Origin of the sequence: Acinetobacter sp. WCHAc010034, assembly GCF_001696615.3 — a bacterium.
Classification (GTDB): domain Bacteria; phylum Pseudomonadota; class Gammaproteobacteria; order Pseudomonadales; family Moraxellaceae; genus Acinetobacter.
This window is the reverse complement of sequence record NZ_CP032279.1, coordinates 3,075,670-3,092,734: the sequence shown is the minus strand read 5'-3', so window position 1 is coordinate 3,092,734 and position 17,065 is coordinate 3,075,670. Positions and strand designations below refer to the sequence as shown.

The following is a 17,065-nucleotide window of genomic DNA, read 5'->3' as shown; positions in this document are numbered from 1 at the left end:
CATGACTTCATTTCAAAATCCGGTTTCGTTTCAGCGCCAAACGCCGGCGCATATTATTCAGTCCGATGCTGAAGCCCTTGAAATTGCGCAGAACTTGGCGGAGCAGTTTAAAGCCGGCGCCGTCCAGCGCGATGCGCAGCGGCTGCTGCCCTTTCAGGAAATTGAGGCTTACAGCCAGTCTGGGCTGTGGGCCATTACCGTGCCCAAAGCATACGGCGGCGCCGAGGCCTCCAGCTATACCGTGGCTCAGGTCATCGCCCTGATGAGCGGCGCAGACGGCTCAATTGGCCAGATTCCGCAAAACCATTTTTATGCGCTGGAAGTCCTGCGCAATACCGGAACCGAACAGCGGAAACGCAAGCTGTATGCCGAAGTGCTGAACGGCGCGCGCTTCGGCAATGCCCTGGCGGAATTTAAAACCAAAACGGCTTCGCAGAAGCAGGCTTCCATTCATAAGGCAGGCGCCGGCTTTGAGGTTAATGGTGAAAAATTCTACTGCACCGGCAGCCTGTTTGCGCACCGCATTCCAGCGCTGGTTAAGGATGCTGACGGCCGCGAGTTTTTAGCCTTCATCCCGCGTGAAAGCCAAGGCCTGGAACTGATTGATGACTGGTCTGGCTTTGGCCAGCGCACCACCGGCAGCGGCACCGTCAAATTCAGCCATGTCGCGGTCAGCGCGGAAGATGTGATTCCTTTTGACACGGCGTTTTCCGAACCGACTTTGGTCGGCCCTTTTGCGCAGCTTATGCACGCCGCAATTGAAACCGGCATTGCCCGCGCGGCTTTTGAGGAAACCCTTGCGCGCGTGCGCCAGGCCCGGCCCTGGATTGACTCCGGCGCAGACACGGCTGCCGATGACCCGCTGACCAAGTATGAACTGGGCAGAATCATTGCCGATGTGCGCGCCAGCGAAGTCCTGCTGAAGCAGGCTGCCCGCGCTATTGACGCTGCCCGCCCGCAGCCCTCAGCCGCCAATATTGCCAAAGCCTCTCTGGATGTCGCCAAAGTCCGCGCACACAGCACGGAAACCGCGCTGAAAGCCTCATCCAAACTGATTGAACTGGCCGGCAGCCGCGGCAGCCAGCGCGCCGACGGGCTGGACCGCTTCTGGCGCAATGCCCGCGTGCATACCCTGCATGACGCATCACGCTGGAAATACTATTTCATCGCCAATTTCTTGCTGAACGGCGTACTGCCGCCGCGCCGGGGGACCCTGTAATGACCAATTCTGCAACGCCGGCCGCGGCGAAAAAAATCCTGCTGAATGCCTTTGACATGAATTGCGCCGGCCACATCAACCACGGCCTTTGGACGCATCCGCGCGATGAATCGCACCGCTTCAATGAACTGAGCTACTGGACAGATTTGGCCCAGACCTTGGAACAGGGCCTGTTTGACGGCCTGTTTCTGGCGGACATTACCGGCGTATATGACGTCTATCAGGGCAATCTTGATTTAACCCTGAAAGAATCGATTCAGCTGCCGGGCCACGATCCCAGCACGCTGGTGTCCGCCATGGCCGCCGTGACGCAGCATCTGGGCTTTGGCGTGACGGTCAATCTCAGCTATGAGCTGCCGTATCAGTTTGCCCGGCGCTTTGCCAGCTTAGACCATCTGACCCAAGGGCGGATTGGCTGGAATATTGTCACCGGCTATCTGGACAGCGCGGAACGGCTGATTGGGCAGAAAGGCTTGAAAGACCACGACCAGCGCTATGCGCAGGCCGAAGAATTCCTTGAGCTTTGCTACAAGTTCTGGGAAGGCTCCTGGCAGGATGATGCTGTGCGCAAGGACAAGCAGCGGCGCATTTTCACCGATCCGGCCAAAGTGCATCAGATTCAGCATGCTGGAAAATACTACCAAAGCCAAGGCGTGTTTCAGGTTTCGCCGTCTGTACAGCGCACGCCGGTGCTGTTTCAGGCAGGCGCTTCGCCGCGCGGCCTGCAGTTCGCCGCCCGGCATGCAGAAGCGGTCTTTATCGGCGGCGACAAGCCGGAAAAAATCAAAGCTCAAGTGGATAAAATCCGCAGCCTAGCGCGGGAACAGGGCCGCGCGGCAGTTAAGATTTTCCTCGGCATCACTGCCGTTACTGCCGAAACCGATGTGCTGGCGCAGGAAAAACTGGCGGAATACATCCGCTACGCCAGCCCGGAAGCCGGCCTGGCGCATTATTCCAGCTCCGTGGGCATTGACCTTTCCCGCTTTGCGGATGATCAGGCCATCCCCTATCAGCGCACCAACAGCATCGCTTCGGTCAATCAGAAATTCAAAGAACAGCAGATCACCCGCAATGATTTAAAAGCGCAGCACATTCTGGGCGGGCGCTATCCGCTGCTTGCAGGCAGCGGCGCTTCAGTTGCCGAACAGCTGATCCAGCTGCTGGATGAAACCGGCATTGACGGCTTCAACCTGACCCGCACCGTTGCGCCGGAATCGCACCGGGACTTCATCCGGCTGGTGATTCCTGAACTGCAGCAGCGCGGACGCTACAAAACCGAATATGCAGCCGGCAGCCTGCGCAGCAAGCTGTTCAATCAAGGCGACCGCCTGCCGGCCAGCCATCCCGCAGAGCAGTTCCGATGTGCGGCCTCAAAGCCATCCGCCGCCGCTGAAAACATTCAAAAACAACTGGCTTGATCCAAGCAAAACAGTATTAATTCATCTATGAGGTGCATCATGGCGCAAAGCGCAAAATCCAAGCTGGCCATTATCGGGGTCATTGCGGCCATCGCCATTATTGGCTTAGCGATTTGGACACAGCATAAAAAACCGGAAAATCAGGAACTGGTGATCGGCATCAGCCCCTCATTCGCCAAACCGCTGCAGGCTGCGGCGGCGGAAGCGGAACAGCAAGGCATTCATGTCAGGCTGGTGGAATTTTCCGACTGGAACACGCCGAACATTACCCTGAATCACGGCGACATTGACGCCAACTTTTTCCAGCATCAGCCTTTTTTAGACAATGCAAAAAAAGAAACCGATTTTAAAATCAAGGCTTTTGATGTCGGCGCTGCCACGCATGTCGGCTTATATTCCAAAAAATACCAGCGCTTTGAAGATTTGCCGGAAAGCGCCAAAGTGGTGATTCCGAATGATCCGGTCAATCAGGGCCGCGCCCTGCAGCTGCTGCAGCAGGCCAAGCTGATCACGCTGAAAAACCCGGAAAATTACCTGTCCAGCCTGAAAGACATTGCAGCCAATCCGAAAAAACTGCAGTTCACCGAAGTTGAAGGTCCGCAGACTGCGCGCGCGATTGACGATGCTGATCTGGCCTTCGGCTACCCGCACTATTTGCGCATGGCCAAAACTGCTGACCCGGAAAGCGCCCTGCTGTTTGACTCCAACACCGACAAGCGCTTTGCAATTTTATTCGCGGTCAAGGAAGGCTATCAGGACGAAGGCGGCAAGCTGCGGAAATTTGTCGACATCTACCAGAACTCCCCGAAAGTCAAGCAGGCTCTGGACGCAGACTTCGGCGCCAAGCTCTGGTTCCCGGGCTGGAAATAAAGGGGCTGCCTCATGTCTAAGCGCATAAAGAACAATGCAAAACTCTGGGCGATTGCCGCCGCGGCGGCTGTACTCGTCATCGGGCTGGCCGCTTACCGCTGGGTCAATTCCGCCCAGCACAGCAATACGCTGAAAATCGGCATCAGCCCGCCCTATGCCGAACTGCTGAAAAGCGTGGCGGACGATGTCAAGGCGCAGGGCATCAATGTCGAGCTGATTGAATTTTCTGACTGGCAGGCGCCGAATGTGGCTGTGCAGAATGGCGATATTGACGCCAACTTTTTCCAGCAAAGCGTGTTTCTGGCCAACGCCATTCAGCAAACCGGCTATGACCTGCACGCTTTCGCTGCCGGAAGCGGCAGCCATGTCGGCTTATATTCCAAAAAATATAAAGCTTTGGCGGATTTGCCTCAGCATGCGCGCGTGGTCATCCCCAGCGATCCGGTCAATTCCGCGCGCGCCTTGATTCTGCTGCACCGCGCCGGCCTGATCCAGATCAGGGACATCGGCAATCAGCTTTCCACCCTGCAGGATATTGTGTCCAATCCGAAACAGCTGCGCTTTTTGGAAGTGGAAGGCCCGCAAACAGCTTTGGCCTATGATGATGCCGACCTGATTTTCGGATTCCCGCATTATCTGAATATGGCGAAAAAAGCCGACCCGCACAGCGCCTTATTCTTAGACCCTGCGGATAAAAAGTACGCCATTTTATTTGTCACCCGCAAAGACTATGCCGATGAAGGCAAGAAACTCGAAACCTTTGTCAAAGCGTTTCAGAACTCTACAAAAGTAAAAGCCATTTTAGACCGCGATTTTGGTCAAAACATGTGGTTTGAAGGCTGGAAATAAGGAGAACGATGATGGTCAGTTTTGGCGCTCAGGTGGATTTTGCCGTGCCGCACATCAAAATTAAAAACTTAAACAAGCACTATGATGTTCAGGGAACGCCGGTGCATGCGCTGAAAAACATTAATCTGGATATTCCAGAAAGCAAAATTTTCGGCATCATCGGCAAAAGCGGCGCGGGGAAATCTTCGCTCATCCGCACCCTGAATGGGCTGGAATCCATTTCCGGCGGCTCAATTCATATTCACCAGCAGGACTTATCCTGCCTGAACCATGCAGAGCTGATTCAGCTGCGCCAGCGCATGGGCATGATCTTTCAGCACTTCAATTTAATGTCCGCCAAAACTGTCCGTGAAAATGTCGCGCTGCCGCTGAAAGTCGCGGGCTGCAGCGCTGCGGAAATTGCGCCGCGGGTCAATGAAGTGCTGCAGCTGGTGGGCCTGACTGAAAAAGCCGATCACTATCCGTCGCAGCTGTCCGGCGGGCAGAAGCAGCGGGTCGGCATTGCCCGCGCGCTGGTGCATCATCCGGAAATTCTGCTGTGCGATGAAGCCACGTCCGCGCTGGACCCGGAAAGCACCGCTGCCGTGCTGTCTCTGCTGAAAGAAATCAACCGCAAGCTTGGCATCACCATTGTGCTGATTACCCATGAAATGCAGGTGATCCGCGAAATCTGCGACCAGGTGGTGGTGATTGAGCGCGGTGAAATCATTGAGGCTGGACAGGTCTGGTCAGTTTTTTCCGCGCCGCAGCAGCCGCTGACGCAGGAACTGCTGAAGCTGGAACAGCTGGATTTGCCGTTTGACCTGCATGCGCTGCCGGATGCCCATTCCACCCATCTGATTTTAAAGCTGCGCTATGCGGCCGCCGTCAGCCAGCCGCCGGATTTAAAAGAAATTCTGGATCTGCTGGATGGCCCTGTGCAGCTGTACCAAAGCCATATCGACGCGATCCAGCAGCATTTAATTGGCGCATTGATTGTCGCTGTTCCGGCTGCGCAGCAGGACATCGGCGCACTGCAGCAGCGGCTTAAACATCATATTGCGCAAATTGAGGTACTTGGCTATGCACGACCAGCTCATTGATTTACTGCTCACTGGAACGATTGACACCCTGCTGATGGTCGGCGTATCGGCGCTGATCGCGTTTTTAGCCGGCTTGCCGCTGGCGGTGGTTTTGGTCAGCACATCCGGACACGGCATTTATCCCTCAAAAAGCATCAATCAGGCTTTGGGCGGACTGGTCAACATCACCCGCTCAGTGCCTTTTTTAATTCTCATGGTGGCGCTGATTCCGCTTACCCGCTGGATTGTCGGCACCAGCTACGGCGTCTGGGCGGCGGCGGTGCCGCTGACGCTGGCGGCCACGCCGTTCTTTGCGCGCATTGCGGAAGTCAGCCTGCGCGAAGTGGATCAGGGCCTGATTGAAGCGGCGCAGGCGATGGGCTGCAGCCGCCGGCAGATCATCTGGCATGTTTTGCTGCCCGAAGCCCTGCCGGGCATTGTGGCCGGATTTACCGTAACGCTGGTCACCATGATCAACTCATCAGCCATCGCCGGCGCGATTGGCGCCGGCGGCTTAGGCGACATTGCCTACCGCTACGGCTATCAGCGCTTTGACATGCAGATCATGTTTGCCGTGATTGCGGTCCTGGTGGTTCTGGTGATGTTTGTGCAGTACACCGGAGATGCCATTTCCAGCCAGCTGGACAAGCGCAAAGCCTAGATTACGCTGAATTGAAGCCATTTTCATAAACATGGAAGCCATGACCTGACTTTGTCACGGCTTTCATGTAAAATCTCCTGCAATTTTTATATAACACGCTGTGAGTTTTACATGGGTTTCAATTGCGGTATTGTCGGCTTGCCGAACGTTGGTAAATCTACCCTTTTCAATGCATTGACGAAAGCTGCAATTGCGGCGGAAAACTTCCCGTTCTGCACCATTGAGCCGAATACCGGCATCGTTCCGGTTCCAGACCTGCGCATGGACAAGCTGGCTGAAATTGTAAAACCGCAGCGCGTAGTGCCAACGGCTATGGAATTTGTAGACATCGCCGGCTTGGTTGCGGGCGCATCTAAAGGCGAAGGCCTGGGCAACCAGTTCCTTGCCAACATCCGTGAAACTGACGCGATTGCGCATGTCGTACGCTGCTTTGAAGATGAAAACGTGATTCACGTCAACGGCAAAATTGACCCGCTGGATGACATCGCCACCATCAACACTGAACTGGCGCTGGCCGATTTGGAAACTGTAACTAAAGCCGTAACGCGCTTAGCCAAGTCTGCCAAAGGCGGCGACAAAGAAGCGCTTGCAACGAAAGCGGTTCTGGACAAAATTCTGCCATTGCTGGACGAAGGCAAGCCTGCGCGCGCAGCCAGCCTGGACGATGACGAGCGCAAACTGGTGCGCGGTTTCGGCTTAATGACTTTAAAGCCGACCATGTACATTGCCAACGTTGCAGAAGACGGCTTCGAAAATAACCCGCATTTAGAAGCTGTGAAAAAGTTAGCAGCTGAAGAAAATGCCATTGTAGTGCCGCTGTGCAACCAGATTGAAGCTGAAATTTCTTTGCTTGAGGATGCAGACCGCGCTGAATTCCTTGAAGCGCTGGGCATGGAAGAACCGGGCCTGAACGTTGTGATCCGCGCAGGCTACAACCTGCTTGGCCTGCAAACTTACTTCACTGCCGGCGTGCAGGAAGTCCGCGCCTGGACGGTGAAAATTGGCGCGACTGCGCCGCAGGCAGCCGGCGTGATTCACACCGACTTTGAAAAAGGCTTCATCCGCGCTGAATGTATCGCTTATGATGACTTTGTACAGTACAGCGGCGAAGCGGGCGCGAAAGAAGCCGGCAAATGGCGCTTAGAAGGCAAAACATACGTGGTTCAAGACGGCGACGTGCTGCATTTCCGCTTTAACGTATAACAGCTCCGTATGAGAAAAAGCTCCGAAATCCGGGGCTTTTCTCTTATTAGAATAACAGCCAAGATGAAGCCAGCCTTAAGATTAATAATTCAAAAACAATGATATAAAATACTTTTGCTTTTAAACAACACAGCAGCAGCTTAACTTTTCCGGCAATTGCCATAATTTAAGCAAAGGCGCTAATGCCTTCTTTCGCAGAATAAAGAAATGAAAAAACTCAGCACAATCCTAACAGCAGGCATTTTCACCATGCTCAGCGCAACAGCATTCGCTTGCCCGCAAGGCACAGCATTAACCGGCGGCACAGGCGCAAATCATAAAGGCGGAAAATGCACGGCTGTTGAAAAGACTGCGAAGCAGCATGTTCAAGCGGCAAAACATGAAGCAAAGAAAACTGAACAGCATGCTCAAGCGCCGGTAAAAGCCGCCCACCCTGCTGAAAAGCATCAGGCCATGGCAGTTCAAAAAGACATTAAAAAAGCGGAACAGGAAAAAGCCAAAGCAGCCGCCGAAACTAAAGCGGCTAAACACAGCATGAACAAAGCCAAAGCGGACATGCACCCTGCTCAGCATGACGCCAAGCCGGCAAAATCTTAATTTTGTACCGCAATCAAGTCCTGATAAATCAATGCCAGCCAGTTAAGCAATTGGCTGGCATTTCCTTTTTTAATTGCAGGCAATATCCGATATAAAAAGCAGCTCTTTGCAAAGGACAAATGAACGCAGGCTATTTTATTTAAAGATCAAGACTCTTCCGTGAATATAGCTAAATTCTAAAATCTGTTAACGATGATGCTTGCACTGCCTCATTTTTGCTTTACAAGTTTTAATGCCGTTGCGCAGGCAAGATCTTACTTTGGAAAGACCCAAAGATACCGTCTCAGAGGTCAAGAGGATTATTGAGAATTGGCGCAATAATTCTCCTGATAAGGCCGCTGGTGCTTGAGTACGCCATAACAAAGATGAATCAGCTTCCTCATTGCAGCGCCAACCGCCATCATCTTGGTTTTGCCATTGGCCAGCAGCCTTTCATTCATCCCCTTTATGTGGGGATTATGCCGGGTTGCGACAATCGCCGCCATATATAAGCCGGCCCGTATTTTCGACGGGCCGGCTTTGGATAGGCGGCTCCTGCCGTGAATGGAGCTGCCCGACTGCCTTTGAATGGGCACCAGGCCGGCAAAGGCCGCCGCCTGGCTCGCCCTTTCAAAAGCATGGCTGCGCAAGAAGCTGAGCATTAATAAACTGGTCCGGTCTGCAATGGCCGGAATGCTGCTGAGCAGCGCCTTGTCATTTTTTAAATCAGGATGCTGATCAATGTGGTCATCAATCTGCCGGTCGAGATCCTGAATATGCCTGCTTAACTGCTTAATATTCTTATGGATCGACTGAAGTACCGGTTCTATCGTGAAGGTAGACTCCGCTTTTTCCAAACGGTTTTCTTCACGCTGCAGATCTTCACCAAGCACAGCCCTTCGATCCAGCAAAGCATTCAGCAGTTGAATATGTCCAGGCAGAGGCTGCCAAAAATGCAGATCCGCAGTCATCGCAAGCCGGGCCAGAACTTCACTGTCAGCCTTGTCTGTCTTATTCAGTTTAGACATGCTCTGAGCAAAATACCGGGCTCTGGCGGGATTCGCGACACAGACTTGACAGCCTGCATCAAATAAATGTCCAGCCAAGCGTTCATGATAGACAGAAGTGGCTTCCATTAAGGCAATGGCCTGCGCAGGGCCTGCAGCATGATGATTCAGCCAGGCCTGAAGCTGTTCAAAGCCTTTGGGCATATTCGGAAAGGTTTTGGTTTTCTTTTTGCCTGCAGAATCTTCTAAAATCAGACAGCAGTCAATTTTAGCTTTTGCAATATCAATACCGAGATAAAACATAATCTTACCTGCCTTATTTATTCAATTATTTTTTTTCAGCATAACCGCCGTCTTTTCTTGCGAATCCAGCATCGAAGTGCTTAGTTACCGTCCAGAGTTGTGCAGGCAGTCAGGGCAAACAGCAGGTTTTATCTTTGGGCCAAACTTTAAGTTTTAGTAAACAACCAAACTCTGCTGTTTGCATATAGTGAGAGCTAATCACTATGTGAATTAAGATACAAGTAACAAAAGTCTTTTGTTGCCCATACACGGCGTCCTGAGCCAGTTTTAAGCACTGCTTTTAAACGCAGCGCAAGGATGGGCAACGTGCGGCATCCATGCCGCACACGCGTATCCGAAGTTTATTTTACTCAAAGGCCTAGGAGGCTGGAAGCTAAGGGGAATTTTCACAAAGTCGTTTAAGCAAACTTGGCTATCTATATAGCTAAATTTTGAAATCTATACCGCACATAATTTCCCATAAAATATGATTTCATTAGGTTTTGTGTGGTAGCTATTTAGATAATTAGCTATAGCCATTTCCCAGCTTTTAGCGCTTCCGCACAGCACTGGCTATGCTGAAGCCTGGCGCCCCTTTTCAGCATCCATCAACGCCCGCTGCTTTCTGGCTTCAGCAAGCATGCGCTGCTCAAGCGCTTTTCTGAAGCCCAGCATAAACACCATTTCAGCCAAAACAAATAGCGGGCCTACCGCCAAGCCAATCACATCATCCATAAATGCCGGCTTTTTCTTTTCATAAAAATGCCCGACAAACTGAAATACCCAGCCCACTGTAAAAATGCCGATGCTGGCGCTGAGCCATGCGCCCATACTCCACTGCGCCACGGCGTAGGCCAGCGGATAAGCCAGCGCAAAAACCGCCAGCATGATCAGGCCGAAAATTTTATCCAGACTCAGGTAATAAATGGCCGTCACAGCCAGCAGCGCCAAAGCCAAAGTAAGCTCTATACCTGAAACGGCCACGCCCGCCCTTGCGGTTAAGCAGATGATGGAAAAAACAATTAAAGGAATGCCGATAAAATGGGTCAGAATATTTTTATGATCCAAATGGTAGGCCGCATACTGGCTCAGCAGCTGTTCGAGTTTCGTCATGGTATTGCCTCCTTGCAGCGGTTATGCTTTCACTATATAAAAAGATAAGCGCGCAAGCTGTCGGCTAAGCGACAGCTTCAAAAAAAATCGTAAAAGGAATTTACTGCCGTGCTGGATGAACGCTACCTGCCCCATTTAAGCAATAACCTCTGGTATTCGCAGCTCAGCCCTGTTTATCAGCAGTACCTTTTAGCGCATGCGCAGACGCTGCAGGTGCAAAAAGACCAAAGCATTTTCCTTTCCGGCGATGCCTTTAATGGCATTTATGCGGTTTTAGAAGGCGCAGTCCGCTTAGGCTATATTGATATTCACGGCAAAGAAGCCGTGGCGGCGATTGCCGAACCGATTATGTGGTTTGGAGAAATTTCATTAGTCGATCAGCAGCCGCGCTCGCATGATGCGGTGGCAGCGCAGAAATCGGCCATTCTGTATCTGCCCGGCTCCAGCATGCATCAGCTGCTGCATGATCATCCGCAGTTCTGGTTTCACATTGCCCAGCTGGCCAGCCAAAAGCTGCGCTTTGCCTTTCTGGAGCTGATTTCCATACAGACGCAGCAGATCGGCCAGCGCTTAGCGCAGCGCCTGCTGTTTATTTTAAATGGCTACGGCAATCATCTATCCATTGAGCAGCGCTGCATTCATTTGTCGCAGGAGCAGCTGGCGCAGATGCTGGTCTGCTCGCGGCAAACCGTCAATCAGGAATTGCAGGAACTGGAAAAGCAGGGCGTGCTGAAAGTCGCCTTCCGCAAAATTGAAATTTTAGATGCTGCGCGCTTGCACCAGATTGCGCATGCATTGCCGCAGGCTTGATTTTCGGCAGGAAAGCTCACGTACAGTTTCAGTGCAATGCTGTGCGCTATTTTAGATCAGTTTTGAAATTTGCCTTAAATCTGCGCGTTTATCTGCCGAAAGCGAAGCGCTGCATCTGTGAAAAACAGCATTGAAGATGCCAGGCATGCCCGCCTGTACCTACGCCTTGGCCAAAGCCGGCCGTAAAATGTCTATTGCAGTTACAGCCGCGCTGGATTAAACGCCGACTTTCTTCGGATCGGTGTTGCCTAGATCCGGGTTATCAATCGCGCCATGGCACTGCTTTTTGTCGCGCTCATAATCCGCCTGCTTTTGGCTGACGGTGCTGGCGCCTTCAATGGTTTCACGCGCCCAGATTTCCAAGCTGGTCAGCGCCTTGCGGCACAGCGCATATTTCCCTTCGGTCACGGAATCGGTCATTTTCACATTAATGCGCCAGTCGGTGCTGAGCTTGCGCGCCGGCTTGCGCACCTGATCTTCCAGCTGGTCGATTTTTTTGCTGTAAACCAGGCCATCCACTGCATTTATGAATTTCCAAGCCTCATTCGCATAGGCGGTTGCATCATTGCTGAGTTTTGGCGCAGGCTTAATCACCACCTTTTCTTCAGGCGCGTCAGGCCCATTTGAAGGGTTGCCGCAGGCTTGCAGCAGGAAGGCGCCGGCGGCAAGAACCGCAGCTTGAGCCAGGCCATTTTTGAGCGTAAACATATTTCAGCCGCCTATACAAACATTTCGGCACTATGCTAGTGAATTCGGGTAGAATACTCAATCTAATTTGACCTATTGATCAACTCTCCGGCCAAGGTGTGTCGTGTCAGAACACAGAATTCCTCTAATAAAGCCTGCTGGTTTTTGGCAAGGCGCTAAAGACAGTCAAGCCATTATTTTCACCTATCTTCCTGTTTCCTTTGCCTTTGGCGTATCCGCCACGCAGTTTGGCTTCAGCGCATGGGAAGCGCTGTTTCTGTCCTGCTCCATGTATGCAGGCGCCAGCCAGTTTTTAGTCGTCGCGCTGCTCGGCAGCGGCACCTCCATCTGGATGACAGCCCTGACTGTTATTGCTTTAGACATCCGCCACCTGCTGTATGGCCCTGCGCTGCAGAACCTGATTCAGGACCGGCTGAATTTAAAGAAAACCGCGGTTTGGGCCTGGGGCCTGACCGATGAGGTTTTCGCTTCCGGCATGATCAAGCTGTCGCAGCGCCGGCAGGAATGGTCTGAGTCGTGGATGCTGGGCCTGAGCTTATGCAGCTGGCTGTCCTGGGCGGCCGGTTCATTTCTCGGCGGCCTGTTTGCCGATCAGGTCAGCAATCTGCCGCAGTTCCTGCAGGCGGCGCTGGACTTCCTGCTGCCGGCTTTATTCCTCAGCTTCCTGCTGGCGGCCTTTGAGAAAAAGCACAGCTTTGTGGTGGCGGTTACCATTATCGTTTCAGCGGTTTCCTGCTACTTCATTGATCTGTCGGCGGCTATTTTCATTGGCATTTCATCCGGCATTTTAGCTGGCCTGTTTAAGCATTATGTATTGAAGCAGCCTGACCCTGAGCATGCTGGAGGCTAATATGAGCTTGGAAATTATTTTGGTCGGCATTTTAGTCGGAATCGCAAATTTCGCTTCGCGCTTTGGGCCGTTTTACTTTATTCAGAAATTTCAGCAGGGCTCGCAAAAGCGCGGTTCGCTGTGGCTGAAAATCGCTTTAGGCTCGATCGGCATCGCCGCCATCAGCTCCATGCTGGTGGTCGCAACCCTGCCGCCGCTGCTGGAAACGCCGGATAAAAGCGTGGCGATGCTGGCGGGCTTTATGGTGCTCACCGGGCTGTATTTTAAATTCAAAAAGATTGTTCCGGCTACCCTGACCGCTGCCTTGGCTTATGGCTTAGTCTATACTTATCTGCCAATGCCGTTTTAGATTTTGCGCTGCCGGCGCCGGCAAGCTGGCGCTGTATTCGCAGCCGAACCGCGCCTTAAATTCCCGCATTCAGTCATCAAAAAAATTGTTGGACAATATCACTTATTTATGTGAATCGGCGCTTAATCCATCAGCCAGTTCTGTTATGCTAAAAGCCCATAAAATCAAGCGTGGATGATTCACATGAGCGTGACTATTGGTACCCCACTTCAATCTTCTGCTTTTAAGGTTTTGCTTTTAGGCTCTGGCGAACTGGGTAAGGAAGTGGTGATTTCTCTGCAGCGCTTAGGCGTAGAAGTTCACGCCGCCGACCGTTACGATCATGCCCCGGCCATGCAGGCTGCTCATTATTCCTATACGCTGAACATGGCGGATGCCGAAGCGCTGAAGCAGCTGATCAATCAGATTCAGCCTCATTTAATTGTTCCTGAAATTGAAGCGATTGCCACGCAGGTTTTAGCCGAAATTGAAGAACAGCATGCCGCCACGGTTATCCCTTCCGCCAAAGCCGTCAGCCTGACCATGAACCGCGAAGGCATCCGCCGGCTGGCAGCAGAAGAGCTTGGCCTGCCGACCTCCGCTTACCGCTTCGCTGATTCGCTGGAATCTTTCCGCGCAGCCTGCGACGACATCGGCTATCCAAATTTTGTCAAGCCAGTCATGTCATCTTCCGGCAAGGGCCAGTCGCGCGTTAAAAGCTTTGCAGAAGTCGACGCTGCCTGGGACTATGCGCAGACCGGCGGCCGGGTCAATCAAGGCAAAGTGATTGTTGAATCGCAAATTGATTTTGATTTTGAAATCACCCTGCTGACCGTGCGCGCCAAAAATGCTGAAACCGGCGAAATCGAAACCTCTTTCTGCGACCCGATTGGCCACCGCCAGGATGCCGGCGATTATGTGGAAAGCTGGCAGCCGCAAGCCATGACGCCTGCCGCTTTGGAAGAATCCAAGCGTATTGCCAATAAAGTCACCGTGGCGCTGGGCGGCTGCGGCATTTTCGGGGTGGAACTATTTGTCAAAGGCGACAAAGTATGGTTTAGTGAGGTTTCTCCCCGCCCGCATGATACAGGCCTTGTCACGCTTGCTTCGCAATTCCAAAGCGAATTTGAGCTGCATGCCCGCGCCATTCTCGGCCTGCCGGTAAATACGGCCCGCCACAGCACGGCAGCCAGCGCAGTGATTTATGCCGGCGTGGATGGCCAAAACCTGTCGTTTTCTGGCTTGAATCTTGCTTTGGCAAATCCTAATACCGATTTGCGCCTGTTCGGCAAGCCGGAAGGCTTCAAGCGCCGGCGCATGGGCGTTGCGACAGCGCGCGCAGAGACAGCTGATCAGGCGCGCGAGCTTGCGCTGCAGGCCGCGCAGCAGGTCAGCGTGCATCAAAACTAAGCTTGCAACATCACAATGGATGACTGTTCATGATCAATACTTTACCGCTGCTGAATTACATTAAAAGTAATCACGACATTCAGGCAATCAACCAATGGCGCACCGATGTTGAAAACCAGCTGCAGGAATGTTTTGATCATGGGCAGTCCATCCGCGATGTGATTTTGGCGCGCTCCAACGTCATTGATGAGGCGCTGCAGTTCCTGTGGACGCATGCCGGGCTGGATCAGAGCAGTTTAGGCTTGTTCGCCGTCGGCGGCTATGGCCGGCGCGAAATGCTGCCCTATTCTGACGTCGACATCATGATTCTGTCTGAAGACACGATTGCGCCGGAACAGGAAAAGCAGATCTCCACCTTTATTTCTTCGCTGTGGGATGTCGGCAACTTCAAGCCCGGCATTAGCGTGCGCACCATTGCAGACTGCGTTGCGCAGGCCACCAGCGACCTGACGGTCGCTACGGCGCTGATTGAAGCGCGCCTGATTACCGGCAATCAGCATTTGGCCAAATGGCCGCGCCGCATTGTTTCGCAGACATGGACAGATAAAACCTTCTTTGACGCCAAAACTCAGGAACAGGCCAAGCGCTATGCGCAGCACAACAACACCGAAAGCAATTTAGAGCCGGACATTAAAAATGCGCCGGGCGGCATCCGCGACATTAACCAAATCGGCTGGATTGCCAAGCGCCATTTCCGCGTCAACCGCATTTACGATCTGGTGCATCTGGGCTTTATTTCAGAATTTGAGCTGGGCGTTTTAGAAGAAGCCGAAAGCTTCCTGTGGGAAATCCGCCACCATCTGCACCGCCTGACCAAGCGCGATGAAAACCGCCTGCTGTTTGACTATCAGCGCGACATCGCAGCCAAATTCGGCTATGTGCGCGAAGAAGACAAATCGCCGAACTATCCGATTGAACAGTTCATGAAGCGCTATTACCGCAGCGCGCAGCAGGTTTCAACGCTGAATGAAATGCTGCTGGCGTATTTCAATGAATCGGTGATTACCCCGCGCCTGCCGAACTATGAGCGCAAAATTGAAGAAATTAACGCAAATTTCAAGCTGGTAGACGGCAAGCTGGCGGTGCAGCACCATAAAATATTTTCTGAAAACCCAAGCGCGATTTTGGAAATTTTCTACCTGCTGGCGAACCGCCCGGAAATTTCCGGCATCCGCGCGCGCACCCTGCGCCTGCTGTCCCTGGCTGCCAAGCGCATTGACCAAAGCTTCAGGGACAATCCGGCGCATCAGGCCATGTTTATGGCGATTATCCGCTCGCCTTACCGCCTGTACGACACCATGGTGGCCATGAAGCGCTATGGCGTGCTGGGCAATTATATTCCGGCGTTCGGGCAGATTATGGGCCTGATGCAGTATGACCTGTTCCATATCTACACGGTCGATGCCCATACCCTGCTGCTGATCCGCAACCTGAACCGCTTTAAAGAGCCGGAATTCGCCAAAGATTTTCCGGTGGTCAGCTCAGTCTTCCAGCGCCTTGCGCGCCGAGATATCGTCTATCTGGCGGCGATATTCCACGACATCGCCAAAGGCCGCGGCGGCGACCACAGCGAGCTCGGCTCTTCTGACGCCATTAAATTCTGCATTACGCACGGCTTTACCGAACGCGAAGCCAACCTCGTGGCGTGGCTGGTGCACAACCACCTGCAGATGTCCGTGACCGCGCAGAAGCGCGATATTTCCGATCCGGATGTGGTGCGCGCCTTTGCCGAAAAAATGGGCGACATGGAGCATCTCGACTATCTGTACGCGCTGACCGTGGCGGATATCAACGCGACTAATCCGACGCTGTGGAATACTTGGCGTGCCTCGCTGATGCGCCAACTGTACACGCAGGCGCGCGACGTAATCCGTTCCGGCTTGGGCCGCCCGGTAGACTATCAAATGCTGATTGAAGACACCAAATTCGCCGCCAGCGAACTGCTGGTCGAAGACTTTTCACTGGATGACGTGGAAAAAGTCTGGCAGGAACTGGGCGATGAATACTTCATTAAAGAATCGCCGGATGAAATTGCATGGCATACCCGCGCCATTCTGCAGCATGGCGACAACCCTGCGCCTCTGGTGCTGATGCGCGCGCACCGCAAATACGCGCAGGACGCGGTGCAGATCTTCATCTATACGCAGGATCAGCCGAATCTGTTCGCCACCACCGTTGCCATTTTAGACCGGATGAATCTGGACGTGCAGGATGCGCGCATTATCACCGCAGTCAAAGCCTTCAGCCTGGATACCTATGTAGTGCTGGACCGCTTCGGCACCCTGCTGACCGACCCGGAGCGCGAAGAAACCGTCATTGACGCGCTGAAAAAAGCGCTGAGCCAGCCGGATAAATATCCGGGCCTGATGCAGCGCCGCATTCCGCGCCAGCTGCGCCATTTTGATATTGAGAACACCGTTGACGTTACCCTGAATGAAGCCCTGCAGCAGAACATGGTCGAAATCGCGACGCTGGATCATCCCGGCCTTCTGGCCAAAGTCGGCGGCTTATTTATGATGCAGGGGCTGGACATTCACTCCGCAAGAATTGCCACACTGGGCGAACGCGCCGAAGATATTTTCTTTGTGACCAAGAAAGACGGCTCGCCGATGACCGAAGCAGAAGCCGAAACCTTCGCTGCCCAGCTTAAGTCAGCGCTGGATGAAGCTTCCAGCCAGGTCTGCAGCCAACATTAACCTA

16 protein-coding genes are annotated in these 17,065 nt (G+C 53.0%); 13 read left to right on the top strand and 3 right to left on the bottom strand.

What is annotated here, in order from left to right; genetic code table 11:
- The first annotated feature begins 1 nt into the window (after position 1).
- From BEN74_RS16530 to BEN74_RS19740, 8 genes are all read left to right on the top strand, one after another.
- Positions 2 to 1,219 carry an SfnB family sulfur acquisition oxidoreductase gene (locus tag BEN74_RS16530; RefSeq protein WP_068911632.1) on the top strand — a complete coding sequence of 406 codons (1,218 nt, stop codon included), beginning with the start codon at positions 2 to 4 and terminating at the stop codon, positions 1,217 to 1,219.
- Positions 1,219 to 2,637 carry an LLM class flavin-dependent oxidoreductase gene (locus BEN74_RS16525; protein ID WP_068911635.1) on the top strand — a complete coding sequence of 473 codons (1,419 nt, stop codon included), beginning with the start codon at positions 1,219 to 1,221 and terminating at the stop codon, positions 2,635 to 2,637. Before BEN74_RS16530 ends, BEN74_RS16525 begins: the two co-directional genes overlap by 1 nt.
- Positions 2,638 to 2,676: 39 nt before the next feature.
- Positions 2,677 to 3,507: a MetQ/NlpA family ABC transporter substrate-binding protein gene (locus BEN74_RS16520; protein WP_068911638.1), complete on the top strand. Its 831-nt coding sequence runs from the start codon at positions 2,677 to 2,679 to the stop codon at positions 3,505 to 3,507.
- 12 nt (positions 3,508 to 3,519) lie between these two features.
- A complete protein-coding gene (locus BEN74_RS16515; protein ID WP_068911640.1) occupies positions 3,520 to 4,356 on the top strand; it encodes a MetQ/NlpA family ABC transporter substrate-binding protein in 837 nt (278 codons plus the stop codon).
- 11 nt (positions 4,357 to 4,367) lie between these two features.
- Complete coding sequence (locus BEN74_RS16510; protein WP_068911642.1) at positions 4,368 to 5,438, top strand: methionine ABC transporter ATP-binding protein; 1,071 nt, start codon at positions 4,368 to 4,370, stop codon at positions 5,436 to 5,438.
- Positions 5,419 to 6,078 carry a methionine ABC transporter permease gene (locus BEN74_RS16505; RefSeq protein WP_068911645.1) on the top strand — a complete coding sequence of 220 codons (660 nt, stop codon included), beginning with the start codon at positions 5,419 to 5,421 and terminating at the stop codon, positions 6,076 to 6,078. Before BEN74_RS16510 ends, BEN74_RS16505 begins: the two co-directional genes overlap by 20 nt.
- 111 nt (positions 6,079 to 6,189) lie before the next feature.
- Positions 6,190 to 7,281, top strand: a complete 1,092-nt coding sequence (gene ychF, locus BEN74_RS16500; protein WP_068911648.1) for a redox-regulated ATPase YchF — start codon at positions 6,190 to 6,192, stop codon at positions 7,279 to 7,281.
- Between the two features lie 207 nt (positions 7,282 to 7,488).
- Positions 7,489 to 7,878 carry a hypothetical protein gene (locus BEN74_RS19740; protein WP_068911650.1) on the top strand — a complete coding sequence of 130 codons (390 nt, stop codon included), beginning with the start codon at positions 7,489 to 7,491 and terminating at the stop codon, positions 7,876 to 7,878.
- A 299-nt stretch (positions 7,879 to 8,177) separates the two neighbouring features.
- On the opposite strand, the gene BEN74_RS16490 is transcribed toward BEN74_RS19740, so the two are convergent.
- Positions 8,178 to 9,167, bottom strand: a complete 990-nt coding sequence (locus tag BEN74_RS16490; RefSeq protein ID WP_119285060.1) for an IS110 family transposase — start codon at positions 9,165 to 9,167, stop codon at positions 8,178 to 8,180.
- Between the two features lie 552 nt (positions 9,168 to 9,719).
- A complete protein-coding gene (locus BEN74_RS16485; protein ID WP_068913808.1) occupies positions 9,720 to 10,259 on the bottom strand; it encodes a DUF962 domain-containing protein in 540 nt (179 codons plus the stop codon).
- A 108-nt stretch (positions 10,260 to 10,367) separates the two neighbouring features.
- On the opposite strand from BEN74_RS16485, the gene BEN74_RS16480 reads away from it, so the two are divergent.
- The gene (locus BEN74_RS16480; RefSeq protein ID WP_068913806.1) at positions 10,368 to 11,069 is read left to right on the top strand and encodes a Crp/Fnr family transcriptional regulator; all 702 of its coding nucleotides are present in this window, start codon (positions 10,368 to 10,370) and stop codon (positions 11,067 to 11,069) included.
- A 216-nt stretch (positions 11,070 to 11,285) separates the two neighbouring features.
- On the opposite strand, the gene BEN74_RS16475 is transcribed toward BEN74_RS16480, so the two are convergent.
- Positions 11,286 to 11,777, bottom strand: coding sequence for a hypothetical protein (locus tag BEN74_RS16475; RefSeq protein WP_068913803.1), 492 nt, complete (start codon positions 11,775 to 11,777; stop codon positions 11,286 to 11,288).
- Positions 11,778 to 11,904: 127 nt separating this feature from the next.
- Between BEN74_RS16475 and BEN74_RS16470 the strand changes: the two genes are divergently transcribed.
- From BEN74_RS16470 to glnD, 4 genes are all read left to right on the top strand, one after another.
- Positions 11,905 to 12,627 (top strand): AzlC family ABC transporter permease, encoded by a 723-nt coding sequence (locus BEN74_RS16470; protein WP_416240779.1) that lies wholly within the window; start codon positions 11,905 to 11,907, stop codon positions 12,625 to 12,627.
- A gap of 1 nt (position 12,628) precedes the next feature.
- A complete protein-coding gene (ygaH, locus tag BEN74_RS16465; RefSeq protein WP_068913798.1) occupies positions 12,629 to 12,976 on the top strand; it encodes an L-valine transporter subunit YgaH in 348 nt (115 codons plus the stop codon).
- Positions 12,977 to 13,150: 174 nt separating this feature from the next.
- Positions 13,151 to 14,365 (top strand): formate-dependent phosphoribosylglycinamide formyltransferase, encoded by a 1,215-nt coding sequence (gene purT, locus BEN74_RS16460; protein WP_171404897.1) that lies wholly within the window; start codon positions 13,151 to 13,153, stop codon positions 14,363 to 14,365.
- Positions 14,366 to 14,394: 29 nt separating this feature from the next.
- A complete protein-coding gene (gene glnD, locus BEN74_RS16455; RefSeq protein WP_068913788.1) occupies positions 14,395 to 17,061 on the top strand; it encodes a [protein-PII] uridylyltransferase in 2,667 nt (888 codons plus the stop codon).
- Positions 17,062 to 17,065: the final 4 nt, after the last annotated feature.

Bases quoted from the DNA above. Each gene is read 5' to 3' on its own strand.
- BEN74_RS16475 (WP_068913803.1), bottom strand. From the start codon at position 11,777: ATGTTTACGCTCAAAAATGGCCTGGCTCAAGCTGCGGTTCTTGCCGCC.
- BEN74_RS19740 (WP_068911650.1), top strand. From the start codon at position 7,489: ATGAAAAAACTCAGCACAATCCTAACAGCAGGCATTTTCACCATGCTC.
- BEN74_RS16525 (WP_068911635.1), top strand. From the start codon at position 1,219: ATGACCAATTCTGCAACGCCGGCCGCGGCGAAAAAAATCCTGCTGAAT.
- BEN74_RS16530 (WP_068911632.1), top strand. From the start codon at position 2: ATGACTTCATTTCAAAATCCGGTTTCGTTTCAGCGCCAAACGCCGGCG.
- BEN74_RS16515 (WP_068911640.1), top strand. From the start codon at position 3,520: ATGTCTAAGCGCATAAAGAACAATGCAAAACTCTGGGCGATTGCCGCC.
- BEN74_RS16510 (WP_068911642.1), top strand. From the start codon at position 4,368: ATGGTCAGTTTTGGCGCTCAGGTGGATTTTGCCGTGCCGCACATCAAA.
- BEN74_RS16485 (WP_068913808.1), bottom strand. From the start codon at position 10,259: ATGACGAAACTCGAACAGCTGCTGAGCCAGTATGCGGCCTACCATTTG.
- BEN74_RS16490 (WP_119285060.1), bottom strand. From the start codon at position 9,167: ATGTTTTATCTCGGTATTGATATTGCAAAAGCTAAAATTGACTGCTGT.
- BEN74_RS16520 (WP_068911638.1), top strand. From the start codon at position 2,677: ATGGCGCAAAGCGCAAAATCCAAGCTGGCCATTATCGGGGTCATTGCG.
- glnD (WP_068913788.1), top strand. From the start codon at position 14,395: ATGATCAATACTTTACCGCTGCTGAATTACATTAAAAGTAATCACGAC.
- BEN74_RS16505 (WP_068911645.1), top strand. From the start codon at position 5,419: ATGCACGACCAGCTCATTGATTTACTGCTCACTGGAACGATTGACACC.
- purT (WP_171404897.1), top strand. From the start codon at position 13,151: ATGATTCACATGAGCGTGACTATTGGTACCCCACTTCAATCTTCTGCT.
- ygaH (WP_068913798.1), top strand. From the start codon at position 12,629: ATGAGCTTGGAAATTATTTTGGTCGGCATTTTAGTCGGAATCGCAAAT.
- ychF (WP_068911648.1), top strand. From the start codon at position 6,190: ATGGGTTTCAATTGCGGTATTGTCGGCTTGCCGAACGTTGGTAAATCT.